The 24,150-nt window shown below is 70.2% G+C and carries 21 protein-coding genes and 1 tRNA gene; 14 read left to right on the top strand and 8 right to left on the bottom strand.

The genetic code is table 11. From position 1 onward, the window contains the following. Window positions 1–26 precede the first annotated feature (26 nt). Together ACFWXQ_RS17705 and ACFWXQ_RS17700 are read right to left on the bottom strand one after the other, a co-directional pair. On the bottom strand, window positions 27–2,237 hold the full coding sequence (locus ACFWXQ_RS17705; protein ID WP_383937360.1) for a bifunctional serine/threonine-protein kinase/ABC transporter substrate-binding protein: 2,211 nt from the start codon (window positions 2,235–2,237) through the stop codon (window positions 27–29). Beyond that, a complete protein-coding gene (locus ACFWXQ_RS17700; protein WP_383937362.1) occupies window positions 2,234–3,055 on the bottom strand; it encodes a hypothetical protein in 822 nt (273 codons plus the stop codon). Before ACFWXQ_RS17700 ends, ACFWXQ_RS17705 begins: the two co-directional genes overlap by 4 nt. Window positions 3,056–3,304: 249 nt before the next feature. Here ACFWXQ_RS17700 and ACFWXQ_RS17695 point away from each other — a divergent pair, with 249 nt between their 5' ends. The 3 genes from ACFWXQ_RS17695 (at window position 3,305) to ACFWXQ_RS17685 (ending at window position 5,597) form a co-directional block, all read left to right on the top strand. After that, window positions 3,305–3,619, top strand: coding sequence for a DUF6412 domain-containing protein (locus tag ACFWXQ_RS17695; protein ID WP_383937364.1), 315 nt, complete (start codon window positions 3,305–3,307; stop codon window positions 3,617–3,619). Window positions 3,620–3,806: 187 nt separating this feature from the next. After that, window positions 3,807–4,574, top strand: a complete 768-nt coding sequence (locus ACFWXQ_RS17690; RefSeq protein ID WP_383937421.1) for a YidC/Oxa1 family membrane protein insertase — start codon at window positions 3,807–3,809, stop codon at window positions 4,572–4,574. A 165-nt stretch (window positions 4,575–4,739) separates the two neighbouring features. Next, complete coding sequence (locus ACFWXQ_RS17685) at window positions 4,740–5,597, top strand: fumarylacetoacetate hydrolase family protein (protein WP_383937366.1); 858 nt, start codon at window positions 4,740–4,742, stop codon at window positions 5,595–5,597. Between the two features lie 237 nt (window positions 5,598–5,834). Here the strand turns inward: ACFWXQ_RS17685 and ACFWXQ_RS17680 are convergent, their stop codons facing one another. Together ACFWXQ_RS17680 and ACFWXQ_RS17675 are read right to left on the bottom strand one after the other, a co-directional pair. Further along, window positions 5,835–6,311 (bottom strand): heme-degrading domain-containing protein, encoded by a 477-nt coding sequence (locus ACFWXQ_RS17680; protein WP_383937368.1) that lies wholly within the window; start codon window positions 6,309–6,311, stop codon window positions 5,835–5,837. Beyond that, a complete protein-coding gene (locus ACFWXQ_RS17675; RefSeq protein ID WP_383937370.1) occupies window positions 6,308–7,429 on the bottom strand; it encodes a Gfo/Idh/MocA family oxidoreductase in 1,122 nt (373 codons plus the stop codon). The genes ACFWXQ_RS17680 and ACFWXQ_RS17675 overlap by 4 nt, the downstream gene beginning before the upstream one ends. A 118-nt stretch (window positions 7,430–7,547) precedes the next feature. Between ACFWXQ_RS17675 and ACFWXQ_RS17670 the strand changes: the two genes are divergently transcribed. The 6 genes from ACFWXQ_RS17670 (at window position 7,548) to ACFWXQ_RS17645 (ending at window position 13,790) form a co-directional block, all read left to right on the top strand. Then, window positions 7,548–8,675 (top strand): ROK family transcriptional regulator, encoded by a 1,128-nt coding sequence (locus ACFWXQ_RS17670; RefSeq protein WP_383937372.1) that lies wholly within the window; start codon window positions 7,548–7,550, stop codon window positions 8,673–8,675. Between the two features lie 264 nt (window positions 8,676–8,939). Beyond that, the gene (locus ACFWXQ_RS17665; protein ID WP_386268498.1) at window positions 8,940–9,773 is read left to right on the top strand and encodes a hypothetical protein; all 834 of its coding nucleotides are present in this window, start codon (window positions 8,940–8,942) and stop codon (window positions 9,771–9,773) included. Window positions 9,774–9,944: 171 nt separating this feature from the next. Next, window positions 9,945–10,724: an HAD-IIA family hydrolase gene (locus tag ACFWXQ_RS17660; RefSeq protein WP_143632539.1), complete on the top strand. Its 780-nt coding sequence runs from the start codon at window positions 9,945–9,947 to the stop codon at window positions 10,722–10,724. 101 nt (window positions 10,725–10,825) lie between these two features. Continuing rightward, window positions 10,826–11,476: a hypothetical protein gene (locus ACFWXQ_RS17655; RefSeq protein WP_383937376.1), complete on the top strand. Its 651-nt coding sequence runs from the start codon at window positions 10,826–10,828 to the stop codon at window positions 11,474–11,476. Window positions 11,477–11,482: 6 nt separating this feature from the next. Then, complete coding sequence (locus ACFWXQ_RS17650; RefSeq protein WP_383937378.1) at window positions 11,483–12,148, top strand: class F sortase; 666 nt, start codon at window positions 11,483–11,485, stop codon at window positions 12,146–12,148. A 601-nt stretch (window positions 12,149–12,749) separates the two neighbouring features. Next, window positions 12,750–13,790, top strand: coding sequence for a glycoside hydrolase family 6 protein (locus tag ACFWXQ_RS17645; protein WP_383937380.1), 1,041 nt, complete (start codon window positions 12,750–12,752; stop codon window positions 13,788–13,790). A gap of 82 nt (window positions 13,791–13,872) precedes the next feature. Here the strand turns inward: ACFWXQ_RS17645 and ACFWXQ_RS17640 are convergent, their stop codons facing one another. The 4 genes from ACFWXQ_RS17640 to ACFWXQ_RS17625 all read right to left on the bottom strand — a co-directional run bounded on the left by ACFWXQ_RS17640 (window position 13,873) and on the right by ACFWXQ_RS17625 (window position 19,104). Beyond that, window positions 13,873–15,810 (bottom strand): galactose oxidase-like domain-containing protein, encoded by a 1,938-nt coding sequence (locus tag ACFWXQ_RS17640; RefSeq protein ID WP_383937382.1) that lies wholly within the window; start codon window positions 15,808–15,810, stop codon window positions 13,873–13,875. Window positions 15,811–15,913: 103 nt separating this feature from the next. Then, window positions 15,914–17,905 carry a glycosyltransferase family 2 protein gene (locus tag ACFWXQ_RS17635; RefSeq protein ID WP_383937383.1) on the bottom strand — a complete coding sequence of 664 codons (1,992 nt, stop codon included), beginning with the start codon at window positions 17,903–17,905 and terminating at the stop codon, window positions 15,914–15,916. A 315-nt stretch (window positions 17,906–18,220) separates the two neighbouring features. Continuing rightward, window positions 18,221–18,931 (bottom strand): FadR/GntR family transcriptional regulator, encoded by a 711-nt coding sequence (locus tag ACFWXQ_RS17630; RefSeq protein WP_383937385.1) that lies wholly within the window; start codon window positions 18,929–18,931, stop codon window positions 18,221–18,223. Between the two features lie 96 nt (window positions 18,932–19,027). After that, a tRNA-Lys gene (locus ACFWXQ_RS17625) sits at window positions 19,028–19,104 on the bottom strand. Window positions 19,105–19,356: 252 nt separating this feature from the next. Between ACFWXQ_RS17625 and ACFWXQ_RS17620 the strand changes: the two genes are divergently transcribed. The 5 genes from ACFWXQ_RS17620 (at window position 19,357) to ACFWXQ_RS17600 (ending at window position 24,107) form a co-directional block, all read left to right on the top strand. After that, the gene (locus ACFWXQ_RS17620; protein ID WP_383937387.1) at window positions 19,357–20,754 is read left to right on the top strand and encodes a peptidoglycan-binding protein; all 1,398 of its coding nucleotides are present in this window, start codon (window positions 19,357–19,359) and stop codon (window positions 20,752–20,754) included. Between the two features lie 116 nt (window positions 20,755–20,870). Then, window positions 20,871–22,043, top strand: a complete 1,173-nt coding sequence (locus tag ACFWXQ_RS17615) for an SPFH domain-containing protein (protein ID WP_383937389.1) — start codon at window positions 20,871–20,873, stop codon at window positions 22,041–22,043. Then, window positions 22,030–22,773 (top strand): nucleoside/nucleotide kinase family protein, encoded by a 744-nt coding sequence (locus ACFWXQ_RS17610; protein WP_383937391.1) that lies wholly within the window; start codon window positions 22,030–22,032, stop codon window positions 22,771–22,773. The genes ACFWXQ_RS17615 and ACFWXQ_RS17610 overlap by 14 nt, the downstream gene beginning before the upstream one ends. A 65-nt stretch (window positions 22,774–22,838) precedes the next feature. Next, on the top strand, window positions 22,839–23,441 hold the full coding sequence (locus tag ACFWXQ_RS17605; RefSeq protein WP_383937393.1) for a lytic polysaccharide monooxygenase: 603 nt from the start codon (window positions 22,839–22,841) through the stop codon (window positions 23,439–23,441). A 129-nt stretch (window positions 23,442–23,570) separates the two neighbouring features. Beyond that, complete coding sequence (locus ACFWXQ_RS17600; protein ID WP_383937395.1) at window positions 23,571–24,107, top strand: hypothetical protein; 537 nt, start codon at window positions 23,571–23,573, stop codon at window positions 24,105–24,107. The last annotated feature ends 43 nt before the right edge of the window (window positions 24,108–24,150 follow it).

Raw genomic sequence — 24,150 nt, 5'->3', positions numbered from 1 at the left:
CCCCTCGGTCGGCGCCCCGCTCACGGCTATACCTCGTAGGGGGCGTCACCGAGGAAACGGAACCGCCCGTCCTCGACCTGGTGCAGGAAGATGCCCCAGCCGGCGAACGTGCCGTCCTCCGGCTTGAAGGAGAACTCCTTGGTGATGCCCTTGTAGCGGCTCTTGCGGAGCAGGCCCACCAGTTCCTTGCGTCCCGGCGGCCGTCCGCCCTTCGTGGCCTTCACCAGCTCCTGGAGGAGTAGGTTGACGGTGTCGTACGCCTCGACCGCGTAGTAACCGGGCGCGGCACCGAAGCGCTTGCGGAACGCGGCGGTGAACGTCGCCGCGGCCGGCAGCGCGGCGGGGTCGACGAAGGAGGCGGTCATCAGCCATCCCTCGGCCGCGTCCCCGGCCAGCTCCAGGAACTCCTGGTCGATCACGGCCTGTGAGGCGATCCGCGGCCGGTCGAAGCCGGCCGCCGCGAGCGCGCGGGCCACCTTGGCGGCTCCCGGCGCGTAGCCGGCGTAGATGAAGGAGCCGATCCCGGCGCGCAGCATGTCGGCGACGATGGGTTCCATGTCCTGCGTGTTCTCCGGGACCACCCGCGGGTAGGGCGGCCGGCCCAGTCTGCGCAGCATGGTGGCGTTGATCCCGGCGGACGTCTGGGCGTACGTCTGCGCGGTGCGGTCCTGGAGGAGGCCGGGGCGCAGGGTCCCCTTCTGCTTCATGAGATAGATGCTCATGGGGAGGGAGAGGTTCGCGTCGTTGGGGCGGCAGTGCACGAAGGACCGGTACTCCTGGGAGGTCAGGAGCAGCCCTCCGGCCGAGACCGACAGCAGCGGCAGCAGCGCCTCGTCGTACGGGCCGAGGACCGTGGTGGCCGCCTCGTCACTGGTCGGGCCGAGCACGGCGAGCACGTCGGCGTCCTGGATCAGCTTCTTCGCCGCGGCCGACGCCCGCCCCGCGGTGCCGCCGTCGTCCACGGTCTTCAGGACGAGCTCGAAGGGCTTGTTCCTACGGGAGTTGAACTGCTCGACCGCCAGCCGCGCGCCCCGCTCCTGCGCCTCGCCCGCGGCCCGCTGGGGCCCGCTCAGATCCGCCTGTACGCCGATGGCCCAGCGGCGGGCCCGTGGCGCCGCCGTGCCCGGGGGGTCGTCGTCGCGCAGGGCGGCCCAGGCCGCGGTTCCGCCCGCCGCCATGAGCAGTGCCGCGCCGGAGGCCAGGAGCAGCCGGCGGCGGCCGGGCGACGCCGGTTCCGCCTCCGTCGGTGCTTCGGCGGCCGACGCGTCGGCGACGGTCGGCTCGATGTCGGGGAGCGCCAGCATCGCTGCCGAACGGTCGGCGATGATCCGTACGACGTCCTCGGGCAGCCAGTCGATCTGCCCGCCCTCGGGGACCGCGTCCTCGACCAGCAGAACCGTGCCGAACTGCTCGGCCGTCGGACGGTCCGCCGGGTCCTTCGCCAGGCACAGCCGCAGCAGCGTCAGCAGCTCGACGCCTCCCGTGTCCTCCGTGTCCTCCGCGTCCCCCGTGTTCTCCTCGGCCTCGATGCCGGACAGGTCGGGCTCGTCGTGGACCGTGCGGTAGAGCAGGGCGTCGGCCGTGCCGGTGCCGAACGGCGGACGGCCGCTCGCCGCGTACGCCAGCAGACAGCCCAGCGAGAAGATGTCGCTCGCCGGGCCCACCGCGGCGCCGCGCGCCTCGGCCTGCTCGGGGGAGAGGAAACCGGGCGTGCCGACGACCAGGTCGGTGGAGGTGATCGCGGTCTCGTCGGTCGCGCGGGCGATCCCGAAGTCGATGAGGCGCGGGCCGTCCACGGCGAGCAGGACGTTGGCGGGCTTGACGTCGCGGTGGACGAGACCGGCGGCGTGCACCTCGCGCAGCGCCGCGGCGAGCATCCGGCCCAGGACGCGCACGCTGCGGGCGGGCAGCGGGCCGTGCCGGGCGACCGCCTCCTCCAGCGAGGGGCCGGGTACGAAGGCGGTGGCCAGCCAGGGCTCGTCCGCGTCCGGATCGGCGCCGGTGACCGGTACCGCCCAGGGGCTGGTCACCCGGCGGGCCGTCTCGACCTCACGGCGGAACCGGGCACGGAAGTCCGGCTCGTCCGCGTACTCGGCCTGGATGACCTTGACGGCGGCCAGGGACCCGGCCTCCGTACGGCCGAGGTAGACCACGCCCATGCCGCCCGCGCCGAGGCGGGCCAGCAGCCGGTGCCCGCCGATCGAGGCGGGGTCGGTGGGGAGCAGACGCTCGCTCATTCGGCCGCCTCCAGTTCGGTCTCGACGCGGTTCAGCATCTGGACCGCTCCCTGCCGGAGGGCGGAGTCGACGTCTTCCGTGGACCGCCCCTCGGACCCCCTGCCGACGACGGCCACGGTGACCTGGGCCAGCCGGCTCTGTATCCAGTAGTAGTAGAGAGGACCGCCCAGCTCCTCGCTGTAGTACTCGCCGCCCTCTGAGAGCGTGTCCTCGGAGGTGAAGTTGCCCATCAGACCGAATTCGGCGCCCTGGGAAAGCAGTCCGCTGATCCGCTCGTTCTGGCGGAGCTGCTGGTCGGGGCAGCGCAGGGCCTCCTCCAGGGTCCCGGCCATCTCCCAGTCGGCGTCCTTCACGGTCCGGTGCACGGTGACGGTCGCGGTGACGCGGATCGGGCCCTTGCCGTCCTCCGCGGGCAGTTCGCTGCTGCGGGCGAGGTTGGCGAGCACCGTCGAGGGCAGCGGCTCGCGCTGCCAGACGCAGTCCGGGGCGAGTACGGGCCAGGAGGCGGGATCGCTTTCGTACGGGCTGTGCCTGACGAAGCCGGGGCCCCAGTCGGCGGGTGCCGCCGCGACGGCGCGGGCCAGGCGCAGGGCCGCTGCGCGGGTCTTCGGCGCGCGGTCGGGATCGGGGGCGAAGTCCAGGCTCGTGGCGCCGGCGCTGGGACTCGGGGTCGGGCTGGAGCGGGTGTCACCGCTCGCGGCGGCCTGCGGGGAGCCGGTGGGCCTGGAGTCGGAGGGCTTGGCGGTCCCGTTGTCGCCGCCTCCCGAACAGGCGGCCAGCAGCAGCCCGGTGGCTAAGACGCCGACACACGGACGCACACGTCTTCGGTACATCATCGACTCCCCCAACTCCCCATACCCGTACGCGCGTTCCCCCGCTGGGAGCGTAGCGACTATGCCCCCGGGGTACTACGGACTTGCCGGAGTCTGTTGTTCCCTGTTCTGTGTTCATGCGGCTCACCTGCGGCAGCGGCTTCCGGAGGCGATCCTGTATAACGGCAGGAGGCCACAGAGCCAGTAGGACCAATGGGACAAGGACCTGAGAGACCAGCGGGGAGGAGGCAGCCGATGACACGGACCTGGGCGCAGCTGAAGCCCGCCGTTCTGCTGCTCGTTCTCCTTCTGCAGGTGGCGCTCCTCGACACCGGCAGCCTCGCCGGAGCCGTCGCCGTCACGTTCGCGGCGACCGCCGCCGCCGGGTCCGCGCTCACCGCCTGCTCCCTCATCGCCTCACGGCTCGCCCCCGCCGTACCCCGTACACGGGTCCGTACGGCCATGCGCGACCGTGAGAAGCGCACGGCGTTCCTGCCGCAGCGTGACCCCGACGCCCGGGGGCGCAGGCGTCCCCGAGCACCCGGCCGTTCCCTCCTGACGGCCGCGTAGGGGATCACCGACCACCCTTTGGATCTTCCGAACGCTCTCGGAGCGTCCGTAGGAGATCTCCGGAGAACCTCAGCAGACCCCCGCGCGGGTCGTCATGCCGACGTACGTCACGTCTCATCTCCTCGGCACGACGAGACCCACGGAGGGCTCATCCATGTCCGGCTTCTCTTCCCTCTTCTCTTCCTCCATGTCCGCGTTCGCGAGCCTCGTCGAAGGGCTCGCCGAGCTGCTCGAACCGCTCTTCCAGGCCTCGGCGGCGGCCGCCGCGATCGTCCTGTTCACCGCGCTCGTACGACTCCTCGTGCATCCCCTGTCCCGGGCCTCGGCGCGCGGGCAGCGGGCCCGGGCCGCCCTGCAGCCGCAGATCGCCGCACTGCGCAAGAAGCACGGCAAGAACCCCGAGAAGCTGCAGAAGGCGGTGCTGGAACTGCACGCCAAGGAGAAGGTCTCGCCGCTCTCCGGCTGCCTGCCCAGCCTCTTCCAGCTACCGGCCTTCTTCCTCCTCTACCACCTGTTCTCGAACTCGCAGATCGGCGGCGAGGCCAACTCCCTGCTCGCCCACCAGCTCTTCGCCGCCCCGCTCGGCGGCCGGTGGGCGGACGCCCTCGGCGACGGCGGGGTCCTCGGGGCGTCCGGCCTGGTGTACCTGGCCCTGTTCGTGATCGTCGCGGCCGTCGCCACCTTCAACTACCGGCGTACGAAGCGGATGATGGCCGCCAGTGCGTCGGTGGCTCCGGTGACCGGCGGAGCCCAGGGTGAGCAGCAGGTGCCCGGGCTCGGCGCGATCACCAAGGTCATGCCGCTGATGTCCTTCCTCACACTGTTCACCGTGGCGGTGGTGCCGCTCGCCGCCGCGCTGTACGTGGTGACCAGTACGACGTGGAGCGCGGTCGAGCGGGCCGTGCTGTACCGGGACATGCCGGGGGCCGCACCGGCCGCCGCGATACTCGGCTGACGGGCAGGAGGCCTGTCGGGCGGGAGGCGCTGTCGGGGGCGGGTGGTTACGGTCCAGTCCGTGAACCGGGTCTTGCGGACTGGACGCCGACCTTGGACGATCGACCAGTCCTCCGATGGCTGCACCCGTCGGACGGGCCGCCCGCGATCAAGGGAGATTGTGATCATGAAGCTGCTGCGAGTCGGTACGACAGGGGCCGAGCGGCCCGCGCTCCTCGATGCCGAGGGAGTCCTGCGGGACCTGTCGGGCGTCGTGCCGGACATCGACGGGGCGCTGCTCGCCGACGAAGCGGCGCTCGGCCGGATCCGTACCGCCGCCGAGGCCGGCGAACTGCCCGTGCTCGACGCGGACGGGCTGCGGGTCGGCCCGCCGGTCGCCCGGATCGGCAAGGTCGTCTGCATCGGCCTCAACTACCACGACCACGCCAAGGAGACCGGCGCGGAGCCGCCCGCGGAGCCGGTGATCTTCTTCAAGGCTGCGGACACGGTCGTCGGGCCGTACGACACCGTGCTTGTGCCGCGCGGCTCGGTGAAGACCGACTGGGAGGTCGAGCTGGCGGTCGTCATCGGGCGTACGGCCCGGTATCTCGGCTCGCACGAGGAGGCGCTCGCGCATGTCGCCGGGTACGCGGTGGCGCACGACGTGTCCGAGCGGGAGTTCCAGATCGAGCGGGGCGGGACCTGGGACAAGGGGAAGAACTGCGAGACGTTCAATCCGCTCGGGCCGTGGCTCGTGACCGCGGACGAGGTTCCGGATCCGCAGGGGCTGGGGCTGAAGCTGTGGGTCAACGGGGAGTTGCGGCAGGACGGGAGTACGTCCGACCAGATCTTCTCCGTTGCCGAAGTCGTGCGGTATGTGAGTCAGTTCATGACTCTCTATCCCGGGGATGTCATCAATACCGGGACGCCGGCGGGGGTTGCTCTGGGGATGCCCGAGCCCAAGCCGTTCTTGCGGGCGGGGGATGTTGTGGAGTTGGAGATTGAGGGGTTGGGGCGGCAGCGGCAGGAATTCAAGCCTGCCTGAGCGATTTGTTGGGTGCGGGGGACTGCGGTGCGTTGTTGGGTGCGGGGCCGTTGTGGCTGGTCGCGCAGTTCCCCGCGCCCCTTAAAAGCGACAAGATTGCGCAGTTCCCCGCGCCCCTAAAAGCGACAAGATTGCGCCGTTCCCCGCGCCCCCAAAGGGCCAAAAGATTGCGCCGTTCCCCGCGCCCCTGAAAAAGCCAAAGACTGCGCCGTTCCCCGTGCCCCTGGAAACGCGTTCCTAAGCGGTCGCCGAGAAGCGTTCCAGTGCCTCCACCACCATTGCGTGGTCCTCCAGTTGGGGGAGGCCCGAGACCACTACCGTGCCGATTACGCCGGTGTCCTTGACCGTGATCGGGAAGGCTCCGCCGTGGGCCGCGTACACGTCTGGGTCCAGGCGGGAGGAGTCCTCGAAGGTTGTGTTCTTGGCTCGGAAGCGGGTGCCGATCAGGAGGGATGAGGCGGCGTAGCGGTCGACGACCCGGCGTTTGCGGTCGATCCAGGCGTCGTTGTCGGGGGTGGAGCCGGGGAGGGCGGCGTGGAAGAGCTGCTGGCCTCCCCGGCGGATGTCGATGGCCACGGGGGCGCTGCGCTCGCGGGCCAGTTCGACCAGGAGCGTGCCGAGGGCCCATGCGTCGTCGTACGTGAAGTGAGGGAGCGTCAGGCGGCGCTCCTGCTCCTCCAGTTCGGCGATGGTCGGTGCGGTGGGGGTGCTCACAGGGTCACCGTCACGTTCTCGCGGGCCGAGCGGCGCGCGCCTTCCAGGACGTCCAGGGCGGCGGCGGCCTCCAGCGCGGTGACCGGGTTCTCGCCGGTGCCGCTCAGGGCGGCGGCGACGGCCGCGTAGTACGCGGGGTAGGCGCCCGGAACGGTCGGGACCGGGGCGCCGCCGCCGGTCGCCGGGGACTCTCCGGAGCCGACGCGGCCCCACAGCTCCTCGGGCTCGACGCCCCACTGCTTCTCGTTGCCCGCGACCGGACGCTCGCCGTCGCGCAGGGCGGCCTCCTGGGGGTCGAGGCCGTACTTCACGTAACCGGCCTTCGAGCCCAGCGTGCGGAAGCGCGGGCCGAGTTGGGCGGTCGTCGCGGAGACGTAGAGGTGGGAGCGGACGCCGTTCGTGTGCGTGATCGCGATGAACGTGTCGTCGTCGGCCTCGGCACCCGCGCGGCGTACGTCCGACTCCGCGTACACCGTGGCGGCCGGGCCGAAGAGGACCAGCGCCTGGTCGACCACGTGGCTGCCGAGGTCGTACAGCAGACCTCCGACCTCTGCCGGGTCGCCGGACTCGCGCCAGCCGCCCTTGGGCTGGGGGCGCCAGCGCTCGAAACGGGACTCGAAGCGGTAGACGTCACCGAGGCCGCCCTCGGTGACCAGCTTGCGGAGGGTCAGGAAGTCGTTGTCCCAGCGGCGGTTCTGGAAGACGGAGAGCAGCAGCCCGCGCTCCTCCGCGAGGGCGGCGAGCCCGCGGGCGTCCGCCGCCGTGCCCGCGATCGGCTTGTCGACGACGACCGGCAGGCCCGCCTTGAGGGCGGCCGTGGCGATCGGGACGTGCGTCTTGTTCGGGGACGCGATGACGACCAGGTCCAGCTCGTGGGCGCGCGGCCACAGCTCGTCGGGGGCCGTCGCGATCCGTACGTCCGGGAACTCGTCCCTCGCCTGCTGCTGCCGGTCCGCGTTCGACGTGACGACCGTGTCGAGGGTGAGGCCCTCGGTCGCGGCGATCAGCGGGGCGTGGAAGACGGAACCCGCGAGGCCGTAGCCGACGAGTCCTACACGGAAGGGACCCTCGCGGACGGTGCCTTCGCCGAGGGAGGTGCCAGTGCCTGTACCAGTCATGCCTTCCACTTAAGCAACGCTGTTGCCAAAGTGCAAGCGCGGGGGACAATGGGGCTGTGGAGCACGCAGTAGCCGTGGCCCACGCAGTACAGGCGCACGCGGCACAGGGAGGATCTGAGTGGCTGGGATCGGGGCTGGTTCCGGAGCGGCCCGGGTGGGCGGCGGGGTGAACCTGCTCGCGCTGCGCAGTCACAACGCCGCCCTGCTGCTCGATCTGCTGCGGCGCGCCGGGCGTACGGGGATGAGCCGCCTCGAACTCGCGGAGCGTACGGGGCTGACGCCTCAGGCCGTCAGCAAGATCACCGCCCGCCTTCGGGAGGACGGGCTGGTCACCGAGGCCGGGCGGCAGGCCTCCACCGGCGGCAAGCCGCGCACGGTGCTGCGGCTGGTGCCCGAGGCCGGGCATGCGGTGGGGCTGCATCTCGACCGGGACGAGCTGCGGGTCGTGCTCGTCGATCTCACGGGCGCGGTCGTGGCGGAGCGGTGTGCTCCGCTGGATCTGGGGGCCGGGGCGGACGCCGTGCTGGATGCGGTCGTGGCGGAGGTCGGAGAGGTGGTGGCGGGCCTTGGAAGTGTCGGCTCCACCGTTCTCGGGGTCGGTGTCGCCATGCCCGGGCCCCTCGATCACACGCACGGCGTGCTGCACCGGGTGACCGGGTTTCCCGAGTGGGACGGGTTCCCCCTGCGCGACGCGCTGTCGCGGCGGCTCGGCGGTGTGCCGGTCGTGCTGGACAAGGACACGAACGCCGCTGCGCTCCGGCTCGCGGTCGGGGGTGAGGCCGGGGCCTTCGCGTATCTCCATCTCGGTACGGGGCTGGGGGCCGGGCTCGTCCTCGGTGGGGCCGTGCATCGCGGGTCCCGTACCGGGGCGGGCGAGTTCGGGCACCAGGTCATCCAGCTGGACGGGCCGCCCTGCTCGTGCGGCAACCGGGGGTGCGTCGAGGCGTTGTGCCTCGCGGCGGTGGCCCGGGGGGACGTGGACGAGGCGGCCCGTGTTCTCGGCGAAGGTGCCGCGAACCTTGTGGGGCTGCTGGACATCGACCTTGTGCTGCTGGGCGGGCGCACGGTTGCCGCGGAGTCGGAGCGGTTCGTGAGGGGGGTCGGGGTGGTGCTCGATGCGCGGGCTCGGCGGGAGGGGGTGGGGAGTCCTGTGCCCGTACGGGTTGCCTCCGGCGGGGTGCGGGGGGTTGCTGAGGGGGCGGCTCAGTTGTTGTTGGTGCCGTTGTTTGGGCGGGCGGAGGGGTGAACGGGCGCTTCCGCGGGTTCGGTGTCGGGTGCGGGTTCGTTGTGGCTTGTCGCGCAGTTCCCCGCGCCCCTAAAAGATTGCGCCGTTCCCCGCGCCCCTAGGGAGATCGGCTCTGCCCCGGTTGGGCGCAATACCCACCCCCGAACGGGCCCCGTGCCAGCGTGCCGGGGTCGGTCTGTGGGTGCGGCGTGGCAGGCTCCCGTGTCCATGCGACTGAGCAAGCCCGTGTGTCTCGCCGTAAGTGCTGCAGCCGCCCTTGCTCCTGTGCCGGCCGATGCCGCGGTGGGGGTGGATCAACGGCCCAGCCGGCCCACCTGTGCCGAGCCGGGGGGCGGGGAGTTTCCGGTCCGTACGCGGATTCATGGTGGGCCCGCCGAGTACGACGCCGGGGGCGGGTTCCGGACCTGGTACATCGACCTCACCAACACCACGGACGCGACCTGCGGGAACATCCACCCGGTGGTCGTCCTCGTGGACGGGAAGCGGGCGCTGCGGCCGGAGCAGCCGCGGCTCGAGTTCTACGACGGGGATCGGCCCCGTCCCGTCGGCTTCGAGCGGACCGATCAGGACGAGAACATCGGAGTCCTCGGCTCCCCCGTGAGCCGGGCCGACGGATCCGACACCGACAGCTCCGAAGCCGACGAGGCTCCCTTCCCCGGGTTCACCGTCGCGCCCGGCGCGACCCTCTCCGTCAAGGTGCGGCTCGCCGTCACCTCGGACGCCGTCGCCAACGAGGTCGTCGCGCACGCCGCCGTCGTGCAGCGGCAGGGGGACGACGGCGACGACGGCGACTGGGTCGGGCAGTCGAACGACTACCGCTTCCGCATCCTCGGGGAGGGAGAAGGAGAGGGGGAGGGAGCGGGAGACGGCGATGGGGGCGAGAAGGGCGAGGTCGGCGGCAAGGACGGTGCCGCCATCACGGGTGACCGGGACCGTGCCGACGCCTCCCCGCGCGTACCGGACGGCATTCCCTTCGCGGAGGAGCTCGCCCGGACGGGGCTGCACTCGACCCGTGGGGTCGTCGCCGCGACGGCCGGTGCGCTCCTGCTCCTCGGCGCGGGACTCGGCGCGCTGCTCGCGGCCCGCCGCAGACGCTGAGGGCGCCGCGGGAGCCGCGGGATTTCTCTGCTCGGGCCGCTGCCGCCCCCCTCCACCAAGATCGGGCGCATCGCTAGTCTGGAGGCGTCGGCACACAGCTGTGACGGCGTCCCCCACACCCGCGGCAGACCCGCACGGCTCACGCAGCACGCGTACGGCAGGAGACGGCACATGGCAGAGCGCAAGCCCATCGAATCGTGGCTCACGGACATGGACGGGGTGCTCATCCACGAGGGTGTGCCGATCCCCGGCGCCGACGCCTTCATAAAGAAGCTCAGGGAGTCCGGGAAGCCCTTCCTGGTGCTCACCAACAACTCCATCTACACGGCCCGCGATCTGCACGCCCGCCTGCGGCGGATGGGCCTGGACGTGCCCGTCGAGAACATCTGGACGTCCGCCCTGGCCACCGCCCAGTTCCTGGACGACCAGCGCCCGGACGGCTCCGCTTACGTCATCGGTGAGGCTGGTCTCACCACCGCGCTGCACGACATCGGGTACGTCCTGACCGACCACGACCCCGACTACGTGGTCCTCGGCGAGACCCGTACGTACTCCTTCGAGGCCATGACCAAAGCCGTGCGGCTGATCAACGACGGCGCCCGGTTCATCGCCACGAACCCCGACGAGACCGGCCCGTCCGCCGAGGGCGCCCTGCCCGCCACCGGAGCCGTGGCCGCGCTGATCACCAAGGCGACCGGCAAGAAGCCGTACTTCGCGGGCAAGCCGAACCCGCTGATGATGCGTACCGGGCTCAACACCATCGGGGCGCACTCCGAGACCAGCGCGATGATCGGCGACCGCATGGACACGGACGTCCTGGCCGGCCTGGAGGCGGGCATGGAGACCTTCCTCGTCCTCACCGGTCTCACCGGCCGGGCGGAGATCGAGAAGTACCCCTACCGCCCGTCCACGGTCGTCGACTCCATCGCGGACCTCGTCGACCGCGTCTGAGCCACCCGTACGGGAGCGCCACCCGTACGGAGCAGCGGACCCCCTCCCCGGATGCGGCCCCGGGCCCCGAGGAGGACGCTCCAGATATCTGGAGGTTCACGATGGGTTCACTGCGACTGACTCTCTGTGCCGGGGTGGTGGCTGCCGCCGCGCTCGCCCCCACCGCGTACGCGGCCGACGGGGGAGTCTCCGTGACCCCGGGGTCCCCGGCTCCCGGCAGCGACATCCAGCTGCGGGTCAAGGGCTGCTCCGGGATGTCCGGCACCGCCGCGTCCGAGGCGTTCGTCGCCGACGCGCAGCTCACCGGGAAGCCCGGGGTCCTCACCGGCGAGACCCGCGTCCGCTCGACGCTCGACCCCGGCACGTACGACGTCAAGGTCACCTGCGACGGCTTCGAGGACAAGGTCAAGGGCGCCATCACCGTCCTCGACAAGAAGCAACGCGAGAAGCAGCAGAAGCAGGAGAAGCAGGAGCAGAACGAGAAGAAGGATCAGCAGCAACAGAAGGATCAGCAGGAACAGAAGGAGCAGGAGGAACAGCGGGAGGCGCAGCCTGTCGCGCCCGCGTCCCCCGTCGCGCCCGTGCACGCGGGCGGCGGCGGGTCCGCGCGGCTCGCCGTCGTGGACGCCCGCTCGGAGGGGCCCGGCACCCGGCACGCGGTGGTCGGGCTGGTCCTGGCCGGTGTCGCCGCCGTCGCCGTGGCGGTCCGCAGTTCCCGTCGGAGTCGCGGGAGTACCCGCGGTACGGACTGACCGGCCATGACCGACCGGGAACACACCTCCGGCGGTGGCCGGCTGCTCATGGGAGTGGCCTGGGCGCTGCTGCTCCTCGGGCTGTGGCTGTGGGGCCGCGAGGTGACCGACGTACGCCAGGGCATATCCGCGCCGACCACGGGTGACGTGGCGGCGGTCGGGCGGCCCCTCGGCGTCGAACTGCCGCCCGCGGCCGAGCCGTTGGGGGACGCGCGGCCCCAGCGCGTGGACATCCCCGCGCTGGGCGTACAGGCGCCCGTGGTGACCCGTGGACTCGACACCCGCGGGGCGATCGACCCGCCGCCGTACGGACAGCCGGGCACCGTCGGCTGGTACGGGGACGGTGCGCGGCCCGGGGCGGCCGGGACCGCGCTGCTCGTCGGGCACGTGGACACCGAGACCCGGCCCGCGGTCTTCTACCACCTCAGCGAGGTGCGGCCGGGCGAGACGGTCCGGGTGATCCGCGACGACGGCAGGGTCGCGGAGTTCACCGTCGAGGACGTCCAGGTCTTCGCCCGGGACCGCTTCGACGCCCAGAAGGTGTACGGGACACGGCAGACCGGCCGCGCCGAACTGCGCCTGATCACCTGCGGCGGAACCTTCGACCGGACCAGCCGTACGTACACGGCGAACGTGGTCGTCTCCGCGTACCTCAGCGGCACGGGTCTGTGAGCCCGGGGTGAGCCCCGGGCTCAAACCGCCCACGAACCCTCGTACCGAACCCGAGTGCCCCTCGTGCCTCACCTGGCCCGGTCGACGACCCGCTCCCCCCGGAGCCGTCGACCGGGCTGGTCCTCGACCGTGCGCGCACGGGCTGCGGGAGTAACCCGGCGACCGGCACGGGAGGTTCAGGGGGCCATCCGCGCGTTGCGAACGCGCCTCACGAATGGTCCGACAGCCAAGGGCCTGAGCCGTCTTATAAGACTCTAGTTCGGATGAGCGCTCCGGCCTAGGGTCCGATTGACGCCATGTCCCGGACCGGTGGCGCTGCGTTATCCGCGCAGCTGACCGTGGGGTTCCACGCAGGTCCTGGGCGCTCGCGGCCCCAGCTCCGGCACGAATACGTCGAGGGCGCCGAGCGGGATCCCGTTCCGGCGCGGCGGTACCGCGAAGGTGCTCCCGAGTCCGGCCACCGCCCCCGCACGTCCGTCCGGCGCCTGCCCGGCGGGGAGGGGGTGTAACAGCTAGTGGACAAGGGGCGGACGAGCTCGTGGGCGGACCGACACGTATGTCAGGATTGGTACTTCGGACGGTGCACCCGAGGGGGAGTTTGATGTACGGGAGCAGGGGGGCTGTGTCTCTTTTCGCCACTGGAGGGGTGGCAAAGGCGTCCGTGGCGGTGGCCGGAGCTGTGCTGCTGCTGGCGGGGTGTTCATCCTCGGACGGCGACGGCGAGAAGGGCCAGTCGGGCGCCAAGGTGAGCCAGCAGCCCAAGGACAAGGACCCGTTCTGGGTCAATCCCGACGGGAACGCCGCCGAGCAGGTGGCCTCATATGTGAAGGACGGCAAGAAGGACGACGCCGAGCTGATCCGTAAGATCGCCGAGCAGCCCACCGGTGAGTGGCTCACTCCGGAGAACGCCGAGCAGGAGGCGCGCGGCTTCACCGAGGCCGCCGCGAAGGCCGACCGGGACGCGCTGCTCGTCGTCTACAACATCCCGCACCGCGACTGCGGCCAGTTCTCCGGCGGCGGCGCCGCGGACGGCAACGCGTACCGGGGCTTCATCGACCAGGTCGCCAAGGGCATCGGCGACCGTGCGGCCACGGTGATCCTGGAGCCGGACGCCGTGCTGCACCTGGTGGACGGCTGCACCCCGGACGAGTTCCACGAGGAGCGTTACGACCTCCTGCGGGGCGCGGTCGAGAAGCTCAAGTCCCTGAAGAACACGAAGGTCTACCTGGACGCGGGCAACGCGGGCTGGGGCAAGCCCGACGACATCACCGAGCCGCTGAAGCTGGCGGGCGTCGAGCAGGCCGACGGCTTCTCGGTCAACGTGTCCAACTTCTACACGACGGCCGACAGCACGAAGTACGGCAAGGAGCTGTCGTCGAAGGTCGGCAACAAGCCCTTCGTGGTCGACACCAGCCGCAACGGCAACGGCCCGTACACCGAAGGTGATCCGGCGGAGAACTGGTGCAATCCGCCCGGCCGCGCGCTCGGGGAGACGCCCACGACCAAGACCGACGACGACCTCGTCGAGGCGTATGTGTGGGTCAAGCGGCCCGGCGAGTCCGACGGCACGTGCAAGGGCGGCCCGAAGGCCGGCCAGTGGTGGCCCGAGTACGCGCTGAAGCTCGCGAAAGCGACCAAGTAAGAACCCGCGGGCAACAGCCTGTACGTGACTGGGGGCGCCCTCCGCCAAGGAGGGCGCCCCCAGTCACATCACTTGCTCCGGGTCAGGGGATCTTGACCCACTGGGCCTTGCTCGGGGTGCCCTGGTCGTCCGTGACGAACAGCATGTACCAGCCGGACTCGACGAGATTGCGGCTCTCGGGCACGGTGACCTCGATGCCGTCCTTCGTCTTCGTGAAGTCCAGCGCGATGGACCGCTGGTCGACGTCGGTGACGTGCGTCGACGCGCTCGGCCGGATCAGCCGGGCCGTCTTGATCGACGAGGCGTGCTGCGAGGTGAACGTCGCGGAGCCGCCGCGCTCGATGGTCTTGGGACCGCCCGAGAGCGAGGGCCGCGAACCCTGGTACAGATACGGCGGCGTGTAGATCTCGACGCGCTGCTCGAACTTGCCCGGCTTGGTGTTGGCCTTGTCGGCGTAGAGCGAGTCCGAGCCGAAGAACATCACGCGGCCGTCGGGCAGCAGGATCGAGCCCGAGTGGTAGTTCCGGCCCACCAGCGGGTCGGCGACCCGCTTGAAGTCGTTGGACTTCGAGTCGTACATCCGCGCCTGGAGGATGTTGGAGTCACCGCGGCCGCGGTAGTCCTCCGAGCCGCCGGACACCAGCACGTCGTCGTTGGGCAGGATCGAGTACTGCGGATAGCGCGTACCCTTCTCCAGCTCGGGACCGTCGACGAACTTCGGGTCGTCGGCCAGCAGGTCGATGATGCGGGTCTTCTTGCTGGACTGCGTGGACTCGCCGACCCCGCCGCCGCCGATCACCATGTACTTCTCGTCCTGCGCGGGCGGCAGCAGCACCGTGCCCGCGGTCTCCAGGAGCTTGGGGTCGGACATGCCGCCGAGCTTGTTGAACTTGTTCGACTTCAGGTCCCAGACGCCCGGGTCACGGCCGACGTCGTCGGGGCCGTAACCGGCGTTCGCGCCCGAGTAGAACAGCTTGCCGTTCTGCATCAGGGAGATCGCCGGGTAGGTCGGGAACTGCCGGACGCCCTTGGTGTACGTCCACTTCTTGGTCTTCGGGTCGTACACCTCGTTCTTGCCCGGCACCAGCTGGCCGATCTCGTCCAGGCCGGAGAGGCTGAGGATCTTGCCGTCGGACAGCGTGGTGAGGGTCGGGTACCAGCGCGCCTCGTTCATCGGGTCGACCTTGATGTACTTCTCGGCGACCGGGTCGAACTCGTAGGCGTCCTTGATGCCCTGGAAGTCCTTCTTGTCCAGGGCGAGCTTCTCGGCGATGCCGTACGTGTTGCGCGCCTCGGCGCCCGACAGGCCCTGCACGCGGTAGTTGTCCTGCGTACCCGTCTCGTACTTCTTGCCGCTCTTCTGCGCCTCGACGTAGATGCGGCCCAGGCCGGGCTCGTTGCGGAGGAACTTGCCGGTGTCCGGGTCGAAGACCTTCTTGGCCCGCTCGACGACGACCGGGTCCTTCGACACGAACGTCTTGCCGCCCTCCTTGCCCGTGAAGCGGGTGCCCGCGGGCAGGGTGATCGGCTTGTCCGGGTTCTCGTTGTGGACGACCATCAGGCCGCCGGCCTTGGTGATGTCGCCCTTGAGCTTCTCGTACCGCTTGGTGCCGCCCGCGATCAGCAGGTTGCCGTTGGGCAGTTGCGTGTGGCCCGTGCAGAACAGGTCGGCCGGCGTCGGGACCTTCTTGATCGTCTTCTTGACCGGGTCCCAGACACGCGTGTCGAACTTCTTCGCGTCGAAGTTGTCCTGGTTGTTGCCGGAGCCCGCGATCAGCAGGATCTTGCCGGTGTGCAAGAGCGCGGCATGGATGGTGTTGAGCCGGTACTCCTCGGGGAACTCGACGATGTCCCACTTGCCGTTGTCGGCCTTGTACTCAGGTCTGTTGATCTTGTACTCGTGGTACTGGTCCGACCCGAAGCGGTAGAGCGCGGGTCCGTTCATCCCGGCCAGCGCAAGCACCACCGCCGCACCTATCGCGATGCGGCGGGCGCGGCGGCGGCTGGAACCGTCTTTCACTTCAATCCCCGTCTAACTTGTCGTGGTGTCTGGCGTGCAAGGCTTTTCGGCTGGGGTCTTGGGGCCCGGGCTCCGAGGGCCGGCGGCGGGGTCGCCGCCGGTCTCAGTTCCCGGAGTGATGCTGCCGTCCCCCGAGGGCGATCTGCACCGTCTGGTCGTTGCCCCCGCCCGCCGCCCAGCTCGGCTTCTGCTGGGGCGTGTGCGGTGCGGCCGGAGGTTGCTGTGAACCCTGTGGCTGCTGGGGAATGCGGCTGTCCTGCGGGGGCGGAGGCGGGTCCTGGGGACCGCCCTGCCGGTGCTTGCGCCCCTTCTTGTCCTGCCGCATCATCCAGCGCCAGGCGAACATCGGCGAGGCGGTGATGAGCAGCGCGAAGGTCGCCCAGATGATCATCGCCGGGTGGGCGTGTCCGTAGACGAAGCCCGCGGCGATCGAACCGGCGAAGATCAGCATGAAGTACCAGTGGTACCTGAAGGTCCCGAACCAGGTGTCCGGGCTCGCGGAATCGCCCTTCGGGGTGACCACGAACTTGCTCTTGCGACGCAGGACGGAGTCGATCAGCGCCTTCGCGTAGAGCGGCGCCGACAGCGCGGACATGATCATGCCGGCCACACCGCCGGAGCCCTCGGGCTCGTGCGGCGAGACGTTGTGGCGGCGGTTCCAGACGTAGAGACCGATCTGCAGCGCGGAGGCGTTGCCGTAGAGCATCAGCCAGATCGCCGGGTCGATGTTCACACCCGAGGCGCCCAGGCCCAGGAACAGCGCACAGCTCAGCGCCGCCAGGATCCAGTTGAGGGCCGACATCGGGTAGAAGATGATCATCATCGTGTAGTTGAAGAGCTTGCTCGGCGGAAGCGAGTACCAGCCCTTCCAGTACTGCTTGAGGATCGTCTCGTACGTCCCCCGCGACCAGCGCATCTGCTGGGTGAAGAAGTCCGTCCAGGCGTTCGGGCCCTCACCGACGGCCAGCACGTCCGGCGTGTAGACCGAGCGCCACTTCTTGCCCGTCGCCGGGTTCTTGTGGCGGTGGATCTCGAAGCCGGTCGCCATGTCCTCGGTGATCGAGTCGTACAGACCGCCGATCTGCTTCAGCGCCTTGATGCGTACGGCGTTGGACGTGCCGACGAACATCGGGGAGCCGTAGGCGTTGCCGGCCCGCTGGATCAGCGCGTGGAACAGGAACTGCTGCGACTCGGCGGCCTTGGTGATCGGGTTGTCGTAGTTGCCGTAGACCTGCGGGCCGATCACGAAGCCGACGTTCGGGTCGCGGAAGAAGCCGAGCATCCGCTCCAGGTAGTTCGGCAGCGGCACGTGGTCGGTGTCGACGGAGGCGAAATAGTCGTAGTTGTCGCCGTGCGCGTCCAGCCAGGCGTTGTAGTTGCCGTGCTTGGTCTTGGCGCGGTGCGGGCCCTTGGGCATGTTCCACTTCGCGACGCCCTTGCGGGAGAAGTGGCGCACGCCGAGGCGCTCGCAGACCTCCCGGACCTCGGGGTCGTTGCCCTCGTCGAGCAGCCAGACATGCATGAGGCCGCGGTGGCGGATCTTGACCGCGGCTTCGAGGGTCTTCGTCACCATCTCCAGCGGCTCCTTGCCGGGCACGAAGGAGGTGAGGAAGGCCACTCTCGTACCGGTCTCGGGCACCACCGGGATCGGGTCGCGGGCGACCAGCGTGGCGTGCGCGTTCGACAGCACGTTCATGCAGCGGAAGAGCTCGATCAGACCGATCGAGACCAGCATCACGATGTCGAGCGCCGGCAGGAAGTCGAAGGCCGGGTAGTCGCGTTCGGTCCAGTGCGCGGGCTGGAGCAGCCATACGAGCAGGACGAGTGAGAGCAGCGGCGCCGCGCCCAGCATCAGGGCAGCGCGCAGCCGGTGCGGCTCCTGCGAGAGCAGCGAGCGGTACTGCACCTTGTACGGCTTGGTCGGATCAGGTTGTGTGAGAGGACCCGCGAGCCGGCTGTAGTGCTCGTAGTCGTATCTCGGCAGTGTCTTCTTGATTCTCCGGAAGCTGCCGGTCCGAGTCTGTGACGGCACCCTCAGTTGGGTGGTCTCGGACGGATCGGAGTTCTGCCGGGCGCCCGTCGGCGTCGACGTCATGAGTCATCCCCCCACACGCGAACCATCGCGTGCTCGTTGTTCCGTTCGCCCGCTCATGTCCCCCTAGACATTCACAGGCGCATCAACAGCAGGCCCCCGCCACCACATCATCCTCATACCCTATAGACACGGCGCACCGGCCTTCCGGTTGCATGATGCCCCCCTCGACATCCGTTCATGAACGGGGCCCCTATTCCCCGCCTTCGCACGCAACCGGTTCCAAGCCCCCAACTGCCCTGTAACCGCAGCCTCTTGTCGCCCAGGGTTCTACGCCATTCACCATGATCGCAAGATGCGAAACATGGTGTTTACCGGTCATACGCGCTCATTGGGGTTTCTGATGGTCTCGTTCGGTGTGGTTACGGTCAAGCGGGTACGGATGTTGCCGAAGTGTTCCCTTATCGAGTCCTCGGCCCTGGTGGCGTCGCCGGAGCGCACCGCGTCCAGGATCTCCCGGTGCTGCCGGCAGGTGACCTTCGGATCCTGCGGCAGCCCCACGAGATCCGTGCGTACGCGGTGGAAGGCGTCCCAGAAGGCCTCCAGGAGCTCGCTCAGCAGCAGGTTGCCCAGACCGCGGTAGAGGGTGGCGTGAAAGGCGCGGTCGGTGTCCGCGAGACCGGTGCCCGCGGCCGCCTCCGCGTCCATACGGTCCACCAGGGCATCCAGTTCGGCGAGATCGTCCGCCGGGACCCGGCCTGCGAGCCGGACGATCAGCCCGGTCTCCACGGCCTCGCGCAGCTGCAGGAGCTGGAGCAGGCTGTCCTCGCCCCGGTAGTGCCCGGCGACCGTGCGGAAGGCGAGGCCCTCGATCATCGGTGCCATGGACATCGGTCCCACGTAGGTACCGAAGCCGTGCCGGATCTCGACGATGCCCATCGCCTGGAGCGCCTTCAGCGCCTCGCGCACGGAATTGCGGCTGGCGCCGAGCAGCTCCATGAGCTCGGGCTCGGTCGGGAGTACGGCGCCCGAGGGCAGCCGACGGTCGATGATGAACTTCTTGATCCGCTCCTGGAGGTCGCGCGCCATGGCCAGAGGGTAGCGGGCCGAAAGGGTTCGGCCATACGTGATGGAGTTTCGGCCGTACGCGAAGAGGCTCCTCGCGGTGACGAGGAGCCTCTTCGGTGGTGCGCCGCCAGGGACTCGAACCCCGGACCCGCTGATTAAGAGTCAGCTGCTCTAACCAACTGAGCTAGCGGCGCGTGCTGCTCCGCAGATCTTACCTGGTGTTGAGGGGTGCCCCGGCCCTCCATGCACGTGTGCGCCCCTTCAGGGGCGCGGGGAACTGCGCGATCAGCCCCCACCCGCCCGCAGGCACAAAACAACCCCCCTCCCGAACCGCCGGAGGCAACCCGTACATCATTTGGACCGTCAACATGCGACACCCGGTGACAGTTGAGAAACTGACGGACGTGCAGAAGCGCGGACTTTTCCACCAGGAGGAGGGGAATCGCATGGCGGCTCCGGTATTCGAGGAATTCGATCCCGAGAGCGACTGTGAATGCCCCGGATGTACCCACTGGCGGCTTGTGCTGCCACATTCCGCGGCCACCGGATTCGGCGGCCACCCGGCGGCCCACCGAGCGCTCGTGCTGGCCGCCGCGGCCGGCACGGCGCTCGGCGCGGGCCACGTCGTACCGGCCGTCGCGGCCGCCGCGCACGCCCCCCGGCTGCCCGGCGCCCCCGTGGCCGACGAACCCGACACACCGCAGGGCGGCAAGGCCCCGCTCCACGGCCCCGGAGGCGTTCCGGCCAAGGTCAAGGCACCCCCGACGACCCGGGCCGAGATCATCAACCGGGCCAAGGAGTGGGTCGCCGCCGAGGTGCCCTACAGCATGAGCGCGTACTGGTCCGACGGCTACCGCCAGGACTGCTCGGGCTTCGTCTCGATGGCCTGGAACCTCGGCGGCAACGAATGGACGGGCAGCCTCGACAAGTTCGGCGTCCGGATTCCCCGGGAGCAGCTGGAGCCCGGTGACATTCTCCTTTTCCACAATCCGGCGGACCCCGAGAAGGGGTCGCACGTCGTGATTTTCGGAGGCTGGACGGATTACACGCAGGACTATTACATCGCGTACGAGGAGGCCCGCCCGCGCGCCCGCAAGCAGGCCACCCCGTACGCCTACTGGAAGTATTCGGACCGCTATCTGGCGTACCGCTACAAGGGGCTGAAAGGGGGAACGGAGGGCGAGGGTCCGGCTTCTCCCGCCGATCCGAAGACCCCGGCCAATCCGGCAACTCCAGCCACCCCCGTCACCCCTGTCACCTCTCCGGGGACGAAACCGGCGGCACCGCCCTACCCGGGTGCGGCGGCGTTCCGGCCCGGGGCGAGCAACGCCAGCGTCACCCGGCTGGGGCGGATGCTGGTCGAGCGGGGCGCGAGAGCGTTCTACTCGGCGGGGCCCGGGCCGAGCTGGTCGGAGGCGGACCGCAGGGCCACCCAGGCGTTCCAGCGTGCGCAGGGCTGGACGGGTGCGGACGCGGACGGGTTCCCGGGGCCGGCGACCTGGGCGTACCTGGTGAGTGACAAGGGCCGGGACATCGTCGCCCCGAGCGGCGGCAGTTCGGGCAGGCCCGGGCGGCCCCCGGCCGGAGGTGTCGCCTCGCACGGCGTCCCCGGCTACCCCGGACGGGCACTGTTCCGGCCGGGCGCCAGCAACGAGTACGTCACCCGGCTCGGGAAGCAGCTGGTGAAGAAGGGGTTCGGCAAGCACTACACGCAGGGGCCAGGACCGCGCTGGGGCGAGGGCGACCGGCGCAACGTCGAGGCGTTCCAGCGTGCGCAGGGGTGGCGCGGCGGTGCGGCCGACGGCTACCCGGGTCCGGAGACCTGGCGGCGGCTCTTCTCCTGAGGGGCCCGGACGGCCTGATGAGTCCGGACGGCCCGAGGAGCCGGGGCCGTCCGGACGGCTCCTGACGGCATTTCTCTCATGACAGTTCTTCCTGGCGCGGAGGCACGGAGGCACGTATGAGTACGACGACTGAACAGTCCCCGGAGTTCGAGGGGACCCCAGAGGCGGGCGGTCGGGACACGGGTGGCCGCGGGGCGCGGCTCATCCACAACGAGGCGACCACCGAGATTCCGGTCCATCTGCTGTTCCGCGACGAGCCCGAGCCGGTGTCCGTGCCGCTCGCGCCCGCCGTCGTGAGCCGGCGGCGCGGCACGGGCGAGCAGCCGAGGGTCACCCGGCGCCCGCCCGGCCCGGTGCGGCCGCGGCCGGTGGTGGAGGTCGACCCCGACCTGGCGGAGCGGCCCGCGGGCGTACTGCCGGGCATGGCCGGGGTGCTGGCCGGTGCCGTCGGCGCGGCGGGCTGCGTCCTCGCGTCGTGGTGGGCGGGTGTGCTGCCGCCGCTCGCCGTGGACGCGCTGGGGCTGCCGGTGCGGATGAGCGCCGGGCTCGGCGTGCCGCAGTGGGCGGCGCTCGCCGGGGCCGGGGCGCTCACCCTGTTCGGCTTCGGCGGGCTGGCCCGCGGCCGTACCGGACGTGCCTGGGTGCTCGGCCTCTTCGGCCGCTACCGGGGCACGGTCCGGCGCACCGGACTCATGTGGGTGAACCCCCTGGTGCTGCGCCGCCGGGTCGACGTACGCCTGCGGCACTGGCGCAGCGACCCGATGCCGGCGGTCGACGCGAACGGGGTCGCGCTCAGGGTCGTGGTGCTCGTCGTCTGGCGGGTGCGGGACACCGCGCGTGCCGCGCTCGGCGTCGAGGACCACCAGCGGTATCTGCGCGAGTGCGTGGAGGCGGCGCTCGCCCGGGTGCTGGCGCAGCTGCCGGCCGATGTCGCGCCGAACTCGCCGAGGGCCGCCGACTCCGCGACCCTGCGCAACACCGAGGCGGTCGGCGACTCGCTGACCCGCATCGTGGCCGCGGACGCGGCGGCGGCCGGCCTCCAGGTGTTCTCGGCACAGCCGCTGCGAGTCGAGTACGCCCCGGAGGTCGCCGCCGTGATGCAGCGCCGCCGGATCGCGGCACTCGACGCGCAACACCGCGACAAGGTCCTCACCTCGGTCGTCGACTCCGTCGAGGACACGGTGACCCGGCTGACCGTGCGCGGGCTCGTCGAACTCGACGACTACGAGCGCAAGGCTCTGGTGAAGGATCTGACGGTGGCGTTCTATACGGGACATGGAGATCGCTGACCGCCGCACCCCCACCGGTGACCGCCGCACCCCTGCCGACGAACACCGCACCCCCGCCGGAGACCACGTCACCCCTGCCGGAGACGACCTCACCCTCGCCGGGCTCGCCTCGGACGCCTGGAGCCTGACCGACGGAACACCGCGCGCCGTGCTGGGCCTCGCAGGTCCGCCCGGCGCCGGCAAGTCGACCCTCGCCCGCGCCCTCGTCGCGCACCTGGGGGAGGGGGCCGCCTATCTGCCGCTCGACGGCTTCCATCTCTCCAACGCCCAGTTGGAGCGCCTCGGCCTGACCGCCCGCAAGGGCTCCGAGCCGAGCTTCGACGTGTGGGGATACGTCGACCTGCTGCGCCGGGTCCTCGACGAGACCGGCCGCGACATCTACGTACCGGACTTCGACCGCACGCTCCACGAGCCGGTCGCCGCACGGCATGTGGTGCCCCCGACGGCCCGGCTGATCGTCACGGAGGGGAACTACCTCGCCTGCGACCTGCCGGGATGGCGGGAGGCGTATGTGTTCATGGGGGAGTGCTGGTACGTCGAGGCGCCCGGGGACGTGCGCCAGGTGAGGCTGGTGGAGCGGCAGTTGGCGGGTGGGAAGGACGAGGTCCGGGCCCGGAACTGGGTCGCCACCAACGACGACCCGAACGGCGAACTGGTGGAGAAGTCCCGGGACCGCTGCCAGCGAATCCTGTCCACGATTGGTATGGACATGTTCAACAATCAGCAATAATCTGGGACTTGGTCTAGACCTGCAAAGCTCACGGAACTTCCCCCACGTTCTCCAGGAGCGGCAGCATGCGGAAAAAGACGAAGTTGTACGCCGCCGCGGTCGGCCTCGCCACCACGGGAGCGCTCGTGCTCTCCAGCGGCGGTGCCACCGGCCACGGCTACACCGATCTCCCCATCAGCCGGCAGAAGCTCTGCCAGAACGGCTCCGTGACCAACTGCGGCGCCATCCAGTGGGAGCCCCAGAGCGTCGAGGGCCCCAAGGGCTTCCCGGCGGCCGGGCCCGCGGACGGGCAGATCTGCTCCGCGAACCACACCAACTTCGGCGCGCTCGACAAGGCGACGACGCCCTCGGGCGGTGCCTGGCCGACGACCAAGGTCAGCGGAGGACAGAGCTACACCTTCCGCTGGCAGTTCACGGCCCGGCACTCCACGACCGACTTCAAGTACTACGTCACGAAGAACGGCTGGAACCAGAACGCTCCGCTGACCCGGTCCGCGCTGGTCACAGCCCCGTTCCTCACCGTCCCCTACAGCGGCCAGCCGCCGGCGACGCTCTCGCACAGCGGCACCCTGCCGACCGGCAAGAGCGGTCACCACGTCATCCTCGCGGTGTGGACGATCGCCGACACGGCGAACGCGTTCTACGCCTGCTCGGACGTGACGTTCTGAGCGCCCGCCACCCGTTCGACGCGCAACTCTGAGCATCTCTTGAGGCTCTTGCCCACCCCCCACGGGTAGGTTCCACGCACGTCGGCATGACCATGACGGCGTGCGTGGAGCTGTACCGAACATCGGGGGATGTCGATGGACTTCATGTTCTATGCGGTGCCGGGCCTGATCATGGCCGTGACCGTCTTCCTTGCGGCCAGGGTGATCCGCCGCGCGCTGGAGCTCAGGCGCGCCTGGAACAGCGGGCTGACCGCCGAGGCACGCTGTCTGCGCACGTACACGACGACCAGCGGCGGCAGCGGCGACTCCTCCGTGCGCACCACGCTGCACCACGTGTACGAGTTCACGGCCCGCGACGGGCGCACCATCCGTTTCGAGGAGGAGGACGGGCCGGGCACGACGCTGGAGGGCGACATCGTCGTCGTGCACTACACCGAGGGCGAGACCGTCAAGGCCACCGCCCAGGCGCCGAGCCACGTCAGGAACACGGCCTCCACCGTGGGCATCCTGACGTTCCTCTCCGTGATCGTGGTCTTCTGCGTCGGCTTCATGGTCACGTACACCGAGGCCTTCGGCGACAACTCCTTCATGGACGACGACCCTTCCGTCAACAAGGTGGACGAGCCTTTTTCGATCGACGACAGGCCCTACAACAAGGTGCCGTGACCCTTCCGCGCCTGACCCTCCACATCTGACGCCCCGTCAATTA

The organism is Streptomyces sp. NPDC058697, from assembly GCF_042715345.1.
GTDB lineage: Bacteria > Actinomycetota > Actinomycetes > Streptomycetales > Streptomycetaceae > Streptomyces > Streptomyces liliifuscus.
Note: the sequence above shows the minus strand (reverse complement) of the source record. Positions and strands in the feature narration are given on the sequence as shown.